Here is a 14981-nt window from a genome sequence, read left to right as displayed (position 1 = left end):
ACCCGTCCCGGACCGTTGTGAGACCCCCTCCGGCCCCACGCTGGAGGCCATGAGCAGATCCGACGTCCTCGCCCTGCCCCGGCGCCTGGCCGGCTGGCAGTGGTTCCTGGTCGCGGCGCCCGTCACCATCGCTTTGTACTACGCGCTGCTCTCGCACGGTCCGGGCTGGGAACCCGAGCAGGCCATGATGTACGCCAGCGCGGACGCGAGCATGGCCGTCGCCGCGCTGCTGGCCGCGCGCCGGCACCTGCAGGTCCGCGGCGGGCTGCTGCTCATCGCCGCCGGCGCGGTGACCGGGGTGATCGGTGACCTGATGTTCTGGATCACCACGCTGACCACCGAGCGCGTCACCTACCTCAACCTGTCCGACCTGGCCTACCTGACCACGTACCTGCTGCTGGCCGCCGGGCTCGTCGTGCTCGTGCGCCGGCGCACCCCGGGCTGGGATCTGGCCGGGCTGGTGGACACCGCCATCGTCGCGGTAGGCGCCGGTTTCCTGGTGTACGCGCTGGTCATCTCGCCCACGCTGGCGGCCGGCGGCGAGCGCAGCGACACCCTGGTCGCGCTGGCGTACCCGATCGGCGACCTGCTGCTGATCGCGGTGGGCGCCCGGCTGCTGATCGGGGCCGGGCCGCGTACGGTGTCGCTCGCCACGGTGGGCACCTGCCTCGCCCTCACCCTGGTCGCCGACATCACCTACAGCGTGCAGGCGCTCAGCGGCTCGTACATGGTAGCGACCTATGTGGACGCGATCTGGATGGCCGCCTAGTTCATTCTCGCCGCGGGCCTGCTGCACCCGTCCATGACCACGATGATCGCGCCGAGCCCGGTGATGACCCCGGACGCCACCCCGGGGCGGCTGGCTCTGCTCGCCGCCGCAGCGCTGCTGGCGCCCGGCACCATGCTGGTGCAGCATCTGCGTGGCGCCGGGGCCCCGATCCTGTCCGGCACCATCGTGTGCGCGCTGCTGTTCCTGCTCGTGCTCGCCCGCATGGCCGGTCTCGTGCAGGCCCAGCGGATCGCGGCGATCACCGACGGCCTTACCGGGCTGCGCAGCCGCGGTTACCTCACGCAGGCCCTGCACACCGAGACCGCCCGTTCGGTGCGCTCGGGCGCGCCGGTCGCGATGCTGCTGCTGGACGTCGATCACTTCAAGACCGTCAACGACACGTACGGCCACAGCGTCGGCGACCAGGTGCTCATGGAGGTGGCTGATCGCCTGCGCCGGCTCGTGCGGCCCGGGGATCTGGTGGCGCGCTACGGCGGCGAGGAGTTCGCGGTTGTGCTGCCCGGCACCGACCTGACCGAGGCCCGCCTGGTCGGTGAGCGGGTCCGCCGGGGCATTGCCGCCGCCCCGATCGCCGTGGGTCCGGGGCGGCTGCGCACCGTCACGGTGTCGGTGGGCCTGGCCGGCATCCCGGATCCCTGCCTGAGCGTGGACGACCTGGTGCTGGCCGCCGACCGTGCCCTGTACGCCGCCAAGCACGCCGGACGCGACCAGGTGGCCTCGGCGGTTTGACCACCGGGCGCGGCGGTCAGTCGACGCCCATGACTGCGCAACCCGCCTGTGCCAGCGCCAGCCTCGCCGAGCTGCTGCTGCCCCCGGTCGACCTGTCGCTGTCGGTCGCGCTGGGCACGGCGGTGCGCCCGATCAGCCGGCTGATGGAGGGGGCGCGCTGAGGTGCCGGGCGAAGAACCGGACCGCGCTTTCGGCCTCGAAGCGCGGTAAGTCCTTGTGCCGTCCCGCATTGGCATGCAGCGTTTTCTCCGGTGAACCGAAGGCGTCGAACAGCTCCAGCGCCGAGGAGCGAGGGATGTGCTCGTCGTCCCACTGCATCACGTACTCGATCGGCACGGTGATCCGCCGGGCTGTCTCGGCTAACGCGTCAGGCCAGTGCTGCCCGAAGACAGCCGCCGAGATGCGCGGTTCGGAGGCCACAAACGGCACCCCGATAGCGGTGGCCATGTTCAACCCGAAGTACCCGACCCGCCGTTCCCCGCCCAGCCAGCAGAGCAGAGCGTCCAGGACTGCATGCCATTCGGGTACGGCCAGAGTGGCCAGACAAGTGTTGTAGCGCACCACGATCGGGCCCTCCGGCTCCCCTGCCGCCCGAGCCCGGAACAGCTCGGCGATCTCTTTCTCGTCGTGCTCCGAGCGCGTCCGGTCGCCGTGGCCGGGGGCGTCGATGACGGCAACATGCAAGCCGCACCCGGCCACCAGCAGCCGCGCCCGCCCGCTCATGGCCGGGGCCTTCTTGTGGGTGCCGCCGCCGTGGCCCATCAGCACCAGCGGTGCCCGGCCGGCAGCCGAGGGCGGCGACCACAGCACGCCGGGAATCGATCCGAGGGTGAAGTCCCGCTCGATGATGGCGTCCAACGAGGACTCGGCGGTGAATCGCAGTGTCTGCACAGGTGTGGCCCTTCGAGAACGGGGCGCCCCCGGCTCAGCTCCCAGGCTGGGCAACGCGAGGAGGCACCCACATGGTTACGACGTTCACGGGGTTCACCTCCTCGAGTAGGCCGACACCGTAGCACCGGCGTGCGGCGCTCAGCGGCCGGATGTCAGCGCGACCAGCTTCTCGAACACCGCGCGCTGAATCTCGGCGAATGGCCGCTGCTCCCCCTCGGTGAGCCAGGCGATGAAGGCCGTACGGAACACCGTCACACCGCTCTCGGCCGCCAGCGCCGCTGTCACCGGGTCGATCCCGCGCTCGGTCAGGGCCGTCGTCAGGGCAGCCGCGACCGAGGACAGCTTGTGCCGCTCGCGTTCCTGGAAGGCCTCGTCCGCGTCGATGACACCTTGCCGCGCGCGGGACCAGGCGCGGCGCTCCTCGGGGAACAGGGTGGCCGCGCCGTCGAGAGCCCGCTCGACCATGGCCATCGGGTCACCGGTGTTGCCGAGCTGGTCGAGGAACGCGTTCTGAAAGTCGGCCTGCCCGGAGAAGAGCACTTCGCGTTTGTCGGTGAAGTAGCGGAAGAAGGTGCGCTCGGTCAGCCCGGCCCGGGCGGCGATCTCGGCGACCGTCACGCCGTCGAACCCGCGGTCGGCGAACAACTCCAGCGCCGCTTGCCCCAGGCGCGCGTCCGCACCACCTTGCCACCTAGCCATGGGCCCCATCCTAAACGCCTGAGTCCGGACCGGAGACTACCGATGTCAGACTCTGACATCAGGGTGTACGCTGATTTCAGTCACTGACATCAGGAGGTCACCCTCATGCGGGTATTCGTCACCGGAGCCACCGGCTGGATCGGCTCTGCCACCGTCGACGAGCTCATCGCGGCCGGCCACGACGTCGTCGGGCTGGCTCGCTCCGACAAGGGCGCCGCGGCGCTCAAGGCCCAGCACGCCACCGTGCTGCAAGCCGACCTCGACGATCTGGAGGCCCTGCGCCGCGGCGCCACCGAGGCCGACGCGGTCATCCACCTGGCCAACAAGCACGACTTCGCCAACCCGGCCGAGTCCAACCGCGCCGAGCGCGCCGCCGTGGAGACCTTCACCGAGGCGCTGGCCGGCACCAACCGCCCGTTCGTTCTCGCCTCCGGCCTGGCCGGGCTCAGCGAGGGGCGTCCGTCGACCGAGCAGGATCCGTCGCCGTTCACCGGCCCGGAATCAGCGCGCGGCGGCGGGGAGAACCTGGCCCTGGACTCCGTCTCGCGCGGCGTGCGCACCATCGCCGCCCGTTTCGCCCCGACCGTGCACGGCACCGGCGACCACGGCTTCATCGCGCTGATCGTGGCCGCGGCCCGCAAGCACGGCGTCTCGGCGTACATCGGTGAGGGCACCAACGCCTGGTCCGCCGTGCACCGCTCGGACGCCGCCCGCCTGGTGCGCCTCGGCCTGGAGCATGCCCCGGCCGGCACCCGCCCGCACGCTGCGGCCGAGCCGGGCATCCCCACCCGCGAGATCGCCGAGGCCATCGGGCGCACGCTGGGCCTGCCGGTCACCTCGGTGGCGCCGCAGGACGCGGTCGAGCACTTCGGTTTCATCGGCCGGTTCTTCGCCATGGACATGCAGGCCACCAGCATCGCCACGAGGGAGTCGCTCTCCTGGCACCCGAGCGGCCCGACGCTGATCGAGGACATCGAGGCGGGTGCGTACACCCGGTCCTGACCTGGCGCCGCGCGACCTTGACGAGCAATCCCGCCCAGCGGCCGGTTTGCGGCGTTGTGGATACTCATGACCTCGTCCGCACACCTGGGGAGCCGGTCATGCCCGCGACGCGTTTTCGTTCGTGGACCTTGCGCAGCCGCGTCATGGCCATCTGCGGGGGGCTGAGCCTGCTGCTGGTCGCGCTCAGCGTCGCGGCGGCGCTGATCGCCGAGGACAGCAGCGGGCGCATCGACGTGCTGGTCAACAAGACCGGCCCGATGCGCACGGCGGGGCAGAGCCTGGACGCGGCCTTCGTGGACCAGGAGACCGGGATGCGCGGGTTCCTGCTCAGCGGCAGACAGGACAACCTCTCCCCGTACGACCGCGGCCGCGCAGCCGAGACCCAGCTGCTGGACCAGATCGCCACCTTGAACGCCAGTGGCCGCAGCGACAAGGCGGTCACGGCCGACCTCGACCTGGTCCGGCAGCGGTCCACCCAGTGGCGCACCACCGTCGCCGAGCCGGTCATCGCGGCGGTGCGCAGCGGTGGACCGCAAGCGGGGCAAGCACTTCCCGGCGCTTCCAGCACCCAGCAGTTCGACGCTGTCCGCGCCGCCGTCGCGCAACTGCAGGGCGACATCTCGACCGTGCGCAACGCTGCGGTGCAACGTGCCAAGGACACCGGCGGGTCGCTGGTCGCGCTGGAACTTCTTGCGGCGGCGGCCGTCGCCCTGGCCGGGGCGGCGCTGATGGTGCTGCTCGACCGGCTGGTCAACCGGCCGGTGCTGCACCTGGCCGGCCAGATCCGCACGGTGGCCGCCGGGGACTACGACCACGACATCACCGGGCGCGGCTCGCCGGAGTTCCGCGCTTTGGCCCGCGACGTCGACGCCATGCGGCGCAAGATCGCCGCTGAGCTGCGCGAGGTGCAGCAAGCGCGGGCGCAGATCGAGTGGGGCAACGCGCAGCTCAAGGTGCAGGCCGAGGAGCTGACCCGCTCCAACCGCGATCTTGAGCAATTCGCGTACGTCGCCTCGCACGACTTGCAGGAGCCGTTGCGCAAGGTCGCAAGTTTCTGCCAGCTCCTGCAACGCCGGTACGCCGGCCAGCTCGACGCACGCGCCGACCAGTACATCGCGTTCGCCGTGGACGGGGCCGAACGCATGCAACGGCTGATCAACGACCTGCTGGCGTTCTCCCGCATCGGCCGGCTCACCACCGGCTTCACCGCCGTGGACCTCGGCCGCGTGCTCACCCAGGTACGCTCGCAACTGGAGGAACGCGCCGGTGCGGATGCCGAGATCAGCTGGTCGGGCCTGCCCACGGTACGCGGCGAGGAGCCGTTGCTGACCACGCTGTTCACCAACCTGATCGGCAACTCGCTCAAGTTCCGCCGCCCCGGGGTGCCGCCGAAAATCAGCGTCACCGGCGTTCGCGAGGACGACCACTGGGCTGTGACCGTACGGGATAACGGCATCGGCATCGAACCGGAATTTGCCGACAAGGTCTTCGTCATCTTCCAGCGTCTGCACCCGCGCGAGGCCTATGAGGGCACGGGCATCGGACTGGCCATCGTGAAGAAGATCGTCGAATACCACGGCGGCACGGTCACGCTGGACACCAGGGTCGAGGAGGGCGCCTGTTTTCGCATCACCTTGCCGGTGCTGGAAGAATAATTCACCGTCGGCGCAGGTGTCCTGGCTGCAGTCCCCCGTTTCGGGTCAGCCATTCACACCTGCCTGCGCGTGCTCTGGCAGTGCGGGCACCACCACGTTTCCCGGTCGTACGGGTCGGCACCGGCGGCCCGGAACGCGACGGGGGTGCCGCAGCGCAGGCAGGGCCGGCGGTATCGCCCGTACACCCAGTGCGTACGGCCGCGGCGCAGATCCCCGGTGGTCGACTGGGTGGCGTTGCGCAGGCCGAGCAGCATCATGCGGTGCGCCCGGTCGAGCGTTGCCGCAATGTCGATGGCGCCGCTGCGGGCGTACGGATGAATCCCCCCGATGAACAGCGACTCGACCGCCCACAGGTTGCCGATCCCGCAGAGGTTGCGCTGATCCATCAGCGCCTGCCGGATGGGCAGGTCCGGGGCTGCCGCCACGTTCGCCACCGCCTCGCCGATCCGCTCCGCCCAGTCGGCGGCCAGGATGTCCGGGCCGAGATGGCCGATCACCGTGTGCTCGCGCGTGGTTGCGACGACCTCCAGCACCGGCATGTCGTGCGCCGCGAGCACCCCCCGCTCGCCCAGATCCAGCCAGGCACCGAGCCGATCGGCTACCGGCCGGGGGCGCCACGCCGGGCGGTGGGTGCGCCAGGAACCCTGCATGCGCAGATGGCTGTGCAGCGTACGGCCGCTGGCGAAACGCATCAGCAGGTGCTTACCCACCGCCGCGACCTCGGTGAGCGTGTCGCCGGCGAAGCGCACCGGCACCTCACCACCGCGCCGGTACTCGCTGTCGAGCACCGGCGCGCCGGCGAACGTGGTGTGCAGGCGGGTGGCGAGACGCCTGATCGAGTCGCCCTCCGCCACGTCCGGCTACTGCCCGATCAGGGTGCGCAGCCGGTCCGCGCCGACCGCCAGCAGCAGCGTGGGCAGCCGGGGGCCGGTCTCCTTGCCGATCAGCAGGCGGTAGATCAGCACGAAGAACGCGCGCTGGGCGACCTTGAGCTCGTTCGTCGGCTTGGTGTCGGCGGGCAGGCCGGCCATCGTCTTGGGCACCCCGTAGAGCAGCGTGGTGAGCCCGCTCAGCGACCAGTTGCCGGTCAGGCCCGCGGCGAGCAGGCGCAGGGATTCGCGCTGGTCCTCCTCGAGCGAGGCGAGCAGCTCCTTGTCGGGCTCGGTGCGTACCTGCGTGCGGGCGTCGGCGTCCATCTGGGTGTTCACCCACACCTGCGCCTTGTCGAGGCGGGGGCGCACCTCGGCCAGCGCGGTCACCGGCCGCTGCGGGTCGAGGTCGTGCAGGATGCGCAGGGTCTGCTCGTCGTCGCCGGTGGTGATGTCGACGATCGAGGCGAGGGTGCGGTACGCGATCGGCACCGGCGTCACCGGCAGCGTCGTGCCCGCCGTGCGGACCGCGCGGTCGTGGGCGGCCTCGTCGGCCGGGGCGGCGGTGCCGGCCGCGATCTTGGCCGCCAGGGCGTCCCACTCGTCGTACATGCGCTGGATCTCGGCATCGAACGCGATCTTGAACGACTGATTCGGCCGGCGGCGCGCGTACAGCCAGCGCAGCAAGGCCGGCTCCATGATGCCCAGCGCGTCGGCCGGGGTCGGCACGGCGCCACGCGAACTCGACATCTTGGCCATGCCGCTGATGCCCACGAACGCGTACATCGGTCCGATCGGCTGCCGTCCGCCGAACACCTCGCTGACGATCTGCCCGCCGACCACGAAGGACGACCCGGGCGAGGAGTGGTCGACGCCCGAGGGTTCGAAGAGCACGCCCTCGTACGCCCAGCGCATCGGCCAGTCGACCTTCCAGACCAGCTTGCCCCGGTTGAACTCCGACAGCAGGACGGTCTCGGTGAAGCCGTCGAGCGTGCACTCGTACGCCATGGCGGTGCTCTGGTCGTCGTAGGCCGTGACCGTCGTCAGATCCTTGCCGCACTCGCCGCAGTAGGGCTTGTAGGGGAAGTAGCCGGTGGTCGCGGTGCCGTCGTCCTCGTCGGCCGCGCCCGAGCCTTCCTCGGCCGCCGCTGCCGCTGCCGCCTCCGCCTCGTCGAGCTTCTGGCTCTGCTTGGGCCCCTTGGCCGGCCGGCCCTTCGTGCGGTAGCGGTCCAGGATCTCGTCGATGCGGGCACGCTCGCGCATGGCCAGAAGAACCTGGTCCCGGTACGCCCCGCAGGTGTACATCTCGGTCTGGCTGATGCCCCGGTACTCGACACCCATCTCGGCGAGCGAGTCGATCATCGCGGCCTTGAAGTGCTCGGCCCAGTTCGGGAACCGGCTGCCGGGCGGCGCGGGCACGGCGGTCAGCGGCTTGCCGATGTGCTCGGCCCACTCCGGCGGGATCCCGGCCGGCACCTTGCGGAACCGGTCGTAGTCGTCCCATGAGATCAGGTGCACCACCTCGTGCCCCCGGCGGCGGATCTCGTCCGCGACCAGGTGCGGGGTCATCACCTCACGCAGGTTGCCCAGGTGGATCGGCCCGGACGGGCTCAGCCCGGACGCGCACACCACGGGCCGCCCCGGCTCCGCGGCGGCGATCACCTCGTCGGCGAACCGGCTCACCCAGTCGACGGGTCCTGCAACTTCAGCCACGATCTCCAACTTCCCCTGTCGTCTCGTCAACCCCCATTTTCCCGCATCGCGGTGCGCGTCCGGGCATGACCCCCGGCTCAGCTCTGACGGGGGCGCCTCAACCCACCGGATTGCGTTGCAGATGCAGGGCCGGCTCGCCACTGCCCGGCGAGATGCTCCCCGAGCCGGCGACGCACGTCCACGAACCAGGCAGGGCCGGCGGCCCCACCGATCAGCTCGACCAGGCGCGGCCCCACGCCGCGCCGGTGCCGCGCGTAGTCGAAGAGGTAGATCTTCGCGTCCGCGGCCCACAGCTCACCATGGATGCCGGGGCAGCTCGGCGCTGGCGTACCGTCGATATTCCGAGGACGGGCTCAGACGTCGAGGCCGGATTCGATGCGCCGGAGCTGGTGGCGGGCCATTGCCAGGTTGGCCTTCGACCTCACCAGCGCCAGGTAGAGGAACAGCCCTTCGCCCGCGCGGCCCTTGAGCGGCCGGATCAGGTGGTACTGCGTCTCCAGCGTGATCAGCACGTCCTCGATCTGCTCGCGGATGCCCAGCATCTCCATGGCCCGCAGCTTGGCCCGGACCACATCGGTGTTGCCGGCCGCCGCCACCGCCAGGTCCAACTCCGGGGTGCCGCCCGCGATGCCCAGCGCCATGCCGCTGGTGTAGTCGACAAGCGCAACGCCGATCGCTCCGTCGATCTGCATCGAGTCCTGGAGAGCGACGTCCATTTCCGGCATGCGTTTACCTCCCGCGGTCGAGGCGGCCCCTCCCGGCCCGGCGGCTGGGGTGTCGCGGCGACGGAACGGGGCCGATCAGTGAGAACGATCAATGAGCGCTGGCCCAGCATCCGGGTGAGCGAGCGGGGCCGGCCGCACCGGCTGTGCGACCGGCCCCGGAGAGAAGCGTCACTCTCATCGCCAGGAATCTGCCCACGTGGCGCTGCAAGGGCTTGCATTCGGCGTCGTCCGGGTGCGGTTGGGGTCGCTCTCCCACGTCACCGTCGAGCCCTCCTTCTTGATGTACTTGTACTGCACCGAGGTGCTGCCCGGCAGGTTCACAGTCGCCTTCCATACCGGGTACGACGCCGAGGACAGCGCCACCGCCTGAGCCGGGTCCCAGTTACCCAGTGCAGCGGTGTTACCGGTAACGAAGACGTTCTGGCCGAACGTGGTTGTCACAGTGGCTTCCACGTTGACTGCTGCGGTCGTACACCCGGTGGGATTGGCATTTCCGCCCCGGGCATTGATATGCAGAGCGAGCGCCGCGTTGGCCCCGACTGTTGCCGTGAATTGCCCAGAGCTGTCAACCGTGTACGCCGTCCCACCGCACGTGCCGTTCGTGAAGTCGCCGGTCATGACGTCGCAGTAGGTGCCCGCGGGCAGCGAGGTCTGGAAGGTGCGGGTCAGCGCCGAGCCCGAGCGGTTGAACGCCACATACGCGTTGCTGCCACGCCCGAACGCGATCTGATTGGACCCGTTGCTCCACCAGTTCGTCACCGCTGCGCCGGCCGCCGCATTGCGCAGGCCCACCATGTTCGCCGTGGTACGCGCCCGGTGCTCGCACTGCCAGCCGCTACCGCAACTCACCGCGTTCGTCGTGCCGTTGCTCGATGAAGGCGGCCCCTGGTCGGCGTTACTGAAGGTGAAGCTCGACATGACCTGCGGCACGCCATACGGATAGGTGATCATAAAGGCTTCGGCCAACGCGTACGAACTGCCGTCCTTGTAGGTCAGCGTCGCCCGCCCATTGCGCTGGGTGTCGTGATTGTCAATGAAAGCGACCGCGTCGCCACTGCTCAACAGCATGGAGCTGGGAACATTGTTCAGGTTCGACAGGCTGCCATTCTTGAACGCTGCCCCCACCACATCGCCATACCGGAATTCCGTCACATCGCCGATCCCGGTGTACTCCTGCGGCGCCGGCTCACCGCTACCGCCCTCGATAACCTCGGAGAACACGTAAGGGTCACCGGTAACCGGGTTGATGAACGCGGACATGTCGGCGGCGGGCATGTGTTTCGCGGCGTCCACCCGGAAACCGTCGACCCCCAGGGAAACCAGATCATTGAGGTACGCCGTCAGCTTGCCGCGCACGTACGTTGATTCGGTCCTCAGGTCGGAGAGGTCAACGAGCTCGCAATTCTGCACCTCCCAGCGGTCACCATAGTTGGCGATATCGTCATTACCGTTGCGCCCGCAGTGGTGAAAATCGTCATTGCCGTACGGCACCGACGGGTACGCATAGTGGCTGTAGGTCGAACCGGCGCTGCCCGCACCCGTCGAACCGCCACCGGCCATATGATTGACAACGGCATCCACATAAATCTTGACGCCGGCCGCATGACATGTCGACACCATGTTTGCGAATTGCGTCCGGTTACCCCGGCGCGTGGTGAGCTGATAGCTGACCGGCTGATAATCCTGCCACCACGGGTAACCGGAGCCGGGTAACACAACGTGTTCCTGCGGCGGGGAGACCTGCACGCCACCGAAGCCCTTGGGGCCCAGGACGGAGGTGCACTCGCTGGCAACCGAGGCCCACGGCCATTCGAAGAGATGAACGATGGTGTCCTTCGCACCCGGGCTCGCTGGCGAAAGCGCCGCGGCGCCGGTGAGCGACGCTGCTGCCGGCGCAGTGACACCGCCGATGATGCCGTATGCGCCGACCGCAGCGGTGACGATGGCGGTCGCCGCGCTGGCAACGACCTTCCGGTTACGCATGGGAAGCCTCCAGGGGGACGCGGGGGAAGCGCCGGATCTCCCTGCGCCTGAAATTTCTTGCGCAGTGCCGTGGAAGTTAGCAGCGTGTTTCACACCGGTAAAGCGATACCCCTCGATGCTCTCGCGGCTAATGTCCCATCTTGCCGGATGTTTCTTACAGGCTTGATCACCCCGCTGTCGCATCGAAGCGTCGAACCGCCAGGTCGCACCCGCCCGCAGCCCCAGCAGCACCCGCAAGAACTTTCAAAGATCCACTTAACAATCTCCCCCGGCAGGCACCGCATGGCGCCGCCGGGCGCCAATTGTGAAGGAATGCATCGCCGGGCAGGCTGGTGCGGGCGACGTGGCCGGCATGCGGCGTGAGGAAACCCGAGGTCCGGCATACCGCGCAGGCGTCAGGCAAGCAGAGCGCAACGCCCCCGCCGATCAAGCCGCCGAAGACCCCACACTCTCCGCGTCCCGCTCCACCTCACTCCCCCGAGCCCCGGCATTGATAGCCGTAGACCCCCGAACCACCAGCTCCGGCGAGAACACGTACTCCGACCGCGGCGCCCCGTGCCCGTTGATCTCATCGACCAGCTGACGAATGGCAGCGTTCCCCATCGCTGCCACCGGTTGCCGCAGCGTCGTCAGCGGCGGGGCGGTGAAGGCGATCAGCGGCGAGTCGTCGAACCCCACCACCGACACGTCCCGCGGCACCGACAATCCCCGGCGGCGGGCCGCTCGGATGGCGCCCAGGGCCATCAGGTCCGATCCGCAGACAAGGCCGGTCACCCCTCGGCCCAGGAGTTGCCCGGCCGCCACCTCGCCGCCCTCCACGCCGAACAAGGTCAGCGCCACCAGCTCGTCGAGTTCGCGGTCGCGCAGGCCGAGTTCGCGGCGCATGGCCGTACGGTAGCCCTCGAGTTTTCTTTGGACGTTGAGGAAACGGTCGGGGCCGGAGACGAAACCGATGCGGCGGTGCCCGAGGGCGACCAGGTGGTTGACCGCGAGCTCGGCGGCCAGGCGGTCGTCGCAGGAGATGAACGGGGCGTCCAGGCCCTCGGCGTAGCCGTTGATGAGCACGATGGGCAGGGGGCGGTCGACGAGCTTCCGGTAGCGCTCATGATCTGCTGTGGTGTCGGCGTGCAGGCCCGACACGAACACGATGCCGGAGACCTGGCGGTCCAGCAGCATCTCCACGTACTCATCCTCGGTGACGCCGCCGGGGGTCTGGGTGCACAGCACCGGGGTGAACCCGGACTGGCTCAGCGCCGACTCGATGGTCTGGGCGAAGGCCGGGAAAATCGGGTTCTCCAGCTCGGGTACGACCAGGCCGACCAGGCCGGCGCTGCGTTTGCGCAAGCGCTCCGGGCGTTCGTAGCCGAGCACGTCGAGCGCCGTCAGCACCGCCTGGCGGGTGTCGGCGGAGACGCCGGGCCGGTCGTTGAGCACGCGCGACACGGTCGCCTCGCTGACCTCGGCCTGGCGCGCGATGTCGGAGAGTCGTGCGCGCATGGGCGTCACTGTAGACCCTGGAAACTCTTGCGGAGAGGTGCAAGGGTCTCCATGGCTTGGAACATCACCGCGACATTGACCGGCTTCAGCGACGGCGATAGCGTTTTCGCCAGCGCCGGGATGCGTACCGGTGTTCGCATCCCGAACATCAGAGAGCATCCCGAAAGACCGTGATCAGGGAGGCTGCGCCATGCCGGTCGACCGTTTCCTGCTCATCGGCGGCGAGGACGTCCCGGCCGCGGACGGGCGCACCACCGAGGATCGCAACCCGCACAACGGCCATCTGCTCGCCCGCGTCGCCGCCGCCGGCCCGCAAGACGTCAAGCGCGCGGTCGACGCCGCCAGCCAAGCATTCCCCATCTGGTCCTCGGCCCCGCCCGCACAGCGCCGCAAGGTCCTCGCCCAGGCCGGCGACCTGCTCGAAGCCCGAGCCACCGAAGCAGCCACGCTGATGGCCGGTGAGACCGGGGGCACGCTGGCCTGGTCGATGTTCAACGTGGGCCTGGCCGCCGCGATGCTGCGCGAGGCCGCCGCCCTGACCACGTTGCCGGTCGGCGAGGTGCTCGCGGGCGACAACCCGGACGCCCTCTCGCTGGCCGTGCGCCAGCCCGCGGGAGTGGTCGCCGCGTTCGCACCCTGGAACGCACCGCTCATCCTCGGCACCCGCGCCATCGCCGCTCCCCTGGCCGCGGGCAACACCGTGGTGGTCAAGGCCAGCGAGGACGCGCCGCTGGCCTGCGCGCTGTTCCTGGCCGACGTGCTGCGCGACGCCGGCCTGCCGCCGGGGGCGCTCAACGTCATCACCAACGACCCGGCCGACGCGGCGCCGGTGGCGCAGGCGCTGATCGCCGATCCGCGCGTACGGCGGGTCAATTTCACGGGTTCGACGACGGTGGGCCGCATCATCGGCGAACTCGCCGCGCGGCACCTGACCCCGGCAGTGCTGGAGCTGGGCGGAAAGAATGCGGTGCTGGTACTCGACGACGCCGACCTGGAGTATGCGGTCGATGCGGTGGCGTTCGGCGCCTACCTCAATTCCGGGCAGATCTGCATGTCGGCCGACCGGGTGCTGGTGGACCGGTCGCTGGCCGCCGAGTTCGCCGCGCGCCTGGCGGACAAGGCCAAGGCGCTACCGTCCGGCGATCCGGCCGATCCGCGTACGGTGATCGGCCCGCTGATCAACCCCGCAGCGGCCGGGCGGGTGGCCGCTCTGGTCGACGACGCGGCAGCCGGCGGCGCCCACGTGCTTTCCGGCGGGGGTACGCCCACAGGTTCCCATTACCCCGCAACAGTCCTGTCCGCCGTCACAGCGGGGATGCGCATCCACACCGAGGAGATCTTCGGCCCGGTCTGCACCGTGCTCAGCGTCGACGGCGATGACGAAGCGGTGGCGGTGGCCAACGACAGCCCGTACGGCCTGACCGCCGGCGTGCTGACCCGCGACCTCTCGCGCGGCCTGGGCGTGGCCCGCCGCCTGCGCACCGGCATCGCCCACGTCAACGACCAGTCCGTGGACGACGATCCCACTGCCCCGTTCGGTGGCGTCGGCGCCTCGGGCTACGGCCGGTTCGGTGGGCGCGCCGGCCTGGAGGCGTTCACCGACCTGCGCTGGATAACCCTTCAGCAGCGCCCCAAGAAGTTCCCGTTCTGAAAGCTCAGTCCATCACCATGGGCGTCCACCGGCCAGGCGCCGCTGGCCGGCCATCCCCTGCGAAACAGAATCTAGGCCCGGTTCTGCCAGGTGCAGATGCATGCCTTGTTGCCGTCGGGGTCGGCGAGCACCCAGAAACTCGGCGCCTCGGCATCGCTGACCAGGGTGCCGCCGGCCGCGAGCGCCGCGTCGATGCGCGGCTGAGCCTGCGCCGGGTCCACCCAGATGTCCGGGTGCCAGTGCTGGCGGGGCTCCTCGGAACCGGACTGCTGGAACCAGAGCGTCGCGACCATGCCGTGCGGGTCGCGTACGTCGTTGCCGTGCGCCTCGCCGCGCAGGATCGCCGCCCAGAACGGGGAGATCGCGGCGTGCGCGGGGGTGTCGAGACCAAATTCGACCTGGGTGAGACCCGCGCACTCGCAGGTGAGGCCGGCCTCGGCGATCAGCGTGGAGATGGTGCGGGCCATGCGGATGTCGCGCCCGGTTACCGCGCCGGTGTCGTGGCTGGTGAGGCGGATGTCCACGTGGGTGTAGCGCAGGTCGAGGTCGGGGTGGTGGTCGGCCCGCTCGGCTGCCTCGCCCAGGGCGTTGACCAGGGCGAGCCCGGCGGCGAAGTCGGGGGTGGGCACGCGGGTGCGCAGGCTGTTCATCAGGTACGCCCACCCGTCCAGTTTTTCGTCGGCTATCTGCTGTGCGCTCAGTCGGGCCATACCGTCATCGTCCCACCGGCGACGATCAGCACCATCCCCAAGGCCACGAACACGACCCGGTTGAAGC

The 14981-nt window shown here is 69.8% G+C and carries 14 protein-coding genes; 6 read left to right on the top strand and 8 right to left on the bottom strand.

Annotated elements, in window-relative coordinates:
* The first annotated feature begins 49 nt into the window (after positions 1 to 49).
* Genes TFC3_RS34190 through TFC3_RS40130 form a run of 3 tightly spaced genes read left to right on the top strand, consistent with a single transcriptional unit; the run spans position 50 to position 1680 of the window.
* On the top strand, positions 50 to 769 hold the full coding sequence (locus TFC3_RS34190; protein WP_067510432.1) for a hypothetical protein: 720 nt from the start codon (positions 50 to 52) through the stop codon (positions 767 to 769).
* A gap of 33 nt (positions 770 to 802) precedes the next feature.
* Positions 803 to 1519, top strand: coding sequence for a GGDEF domain-containing protein (locus tag TFC3_RS34195; protein WP_067510434.1), 717 nt, complete (start codon positions 803 to 805; stop codon positions 1517 to 1519).
* Between the two features lie 29 nt (positions 1520 to 1548).
* Complete coding sequence (locus tag TFC3_RS40130) at positions 1549 to 1680, top strand: hypothetical protein (protein ID WP_255363823.1); 132 nt, start codon at positions 1549 to 1551, stop codon at positions 1678 to 1680.
* Here the strand turns inward: TFC3_RS40130 and TFC3_RS34200 are convergent.
* Together TFC3_RS34200 and TFC3_RS34205 are read right to left on the bottom strand one after the other, a co-directional pair.
* On the bottom strand, positions 1652 to 2410 hold the full coding sequence (locus TFC3_RS34200) for a S9 family peptidase (protein WP_067510436.1): 759 nt from the start codon (positions 2408 to 2410) through the stop codon (positions 1652 to 1654). The two genes, TFC3_RS40130 and TFC3_RS34200, sit on opposite strands and share 29 nt — an antisense overlap.
* Positions 2411 to 2548: 138 nt before the next feature.
* Positions 2549 to 3109 (bottom strand): TetR family transcriptional regulator, encoded by a 561-nt coding sequence (locus tag TFC3_RS34205; RefSeq protein WP_067510438.1) that lies wholly within the window; start codon positions 3107 to 3109, stop codon positions 2549 to 2551.
* A gap of 105 nt (positions 3110 to 3214) precedes the next feature.
* Here TFC3_RS34205 and TFC3_RS34210 point away from each other — a divergent pair, with 105 nt between their 5' ends.
* Both TFC3_RS34210 and TFC3_RS34215 read left to right on the top strand, forming a co-directional pair.
* Positions 3215 to 4111 (top strand): SDR family oxidoreductase, encoded by an 897-nt coding sequence (locus tag TFC3_RS34210; RefSeq protein ID WP_067510439.1) that lies wholly within the window; start codon positions 3215 to 3217, stop codon positions 4109 to 4111.
* Positions 4112 to 4209: 98 nt separating this feature from the next.
* Positions 4210 to 5766 (top strand): ATP-binding protein, encoded by a 1557-nt coding sequence (locus tag TFC3_RS34215; RefSeq protein WP_067510499.1) that lies wholly within the window; start codon positions 4210 to 4212, stop codon positions 5764 to 5766.
* 53 nt (positions 5767 to 5819) lie between these two features.
* Here the strand turns inward: TFC3_RS34215 and TFC3_RS34220 are convergent, their stop codons facing one another.
* From TFC3_RS34220 to TFC3_RS34240, 5 genes are all read right to left on the bottom strand, one after another.
* Complete coding sequence (locus TFC3_RS34220; RefSeq protein WP_067510442.1) at positions 5820 to 6620, bottom strand: DNA-formamidopyrimidine glycosylase family protein; 801 nt, start codon at positions 6618 to 6620, stop codon at positions 5820 to 5822.
* A gap of 6 nt (positions 6621 to 6626) precedes the next feature.
* Positions 6627 to 8348, bottom strand: coding sequence for a lysine--tRNA ligase (lysS, locus tag TFC3_RS34225; RefSeq protein WP_067510529.1), 1722 nt, complete (start codon positions 8346 to 8348; stop codon positions 6627 to 6629).
* A gap of 353 nt (positions 8349 to 8701) precedes the next feature.
* A complete protein-coding gene (locus TFC3_RS34230; protein ID WP_067510444.1) occupies positions 8702 to 9073 on the bottom strand; it encodes a hypothetical protein in 372 nt (123 codons plus the stop codon).
* 174 nt (positions 9074 to 9247) lie between these two features.
* Positions 9248 to 11287, bottom strand: coding sequence for a carbohydrate-binding module family 20 domain-containing protein (locus TFC3_RS34235; RefSeq protein WP_236718634.1), 2040 nt, complete (start codon positions 11285 to 11287; stop codon positions 9248 to 9250).
* A gap of 195 nt (positions 11288 to 11482) precedes the next feature.
* Positions 11483 to 12553 carry a LacI family DNA-binding transcriptional regulator gene (locus tag TFC3_RS34240; protein WP_067510497.1) on the bottom strand — a complete coding sequence of 357 codons (1071 nt, stop codon included), beginning with the start codon at positions 12551 to 12553 and terminating at the stop codon, positions 11483 to 11485.
* 190 nt (positions 12554 to 12743) lie between these two features.
* Between TFC3_RS34240 and TFC3_RS34245 the strand changes: the two genes are divergently transcribed.
* Positions 12744 to 14204, top strand: coding sequence for an aldehyde dehydrogenase family protein (locus tag TFC3_RS34245; protein ID WP_067510450.1), 1461 nt, complete (start codon positions 12744 to 12746; stop codon positions 14202 to 14204).
* 71 nt (positions 14205 to 14275) lie between these two features.
* On the opposite strand, the gene TFC3_RS34250 is transcribed toward TFC3_RS34245, so the two are convergent.
* Positions 14276 to 14914 (bottom strand): 4a-hydroxytetrahydrobiopterin dehydratase, encoded by a 639-nt coding sequence (locus TFC3_RS34250; RefSeq protein ID WP_067510452.1) that lies wholly within the window; start codon positions 14912 to 14914, stop codon positions 14276 to 14278.
* Positions 14915 to 14981 lie beyond the last annotated feature (67 nt).

The organism is Actinoplanes sp. TFC3 (assembly GCF_001553785.1).
Classification (GTDB): domain Bacteria; phylum Actinomycetota; class Actinomycetes; order Mycobacteriales; family Micromonosporaceae; genus Actinoplanes.
The sequence above is the reverse complement of the archived record's forward strand: the minus strand, read 5'-3'. Positions and strand labels throughout refer to the sequence as shown.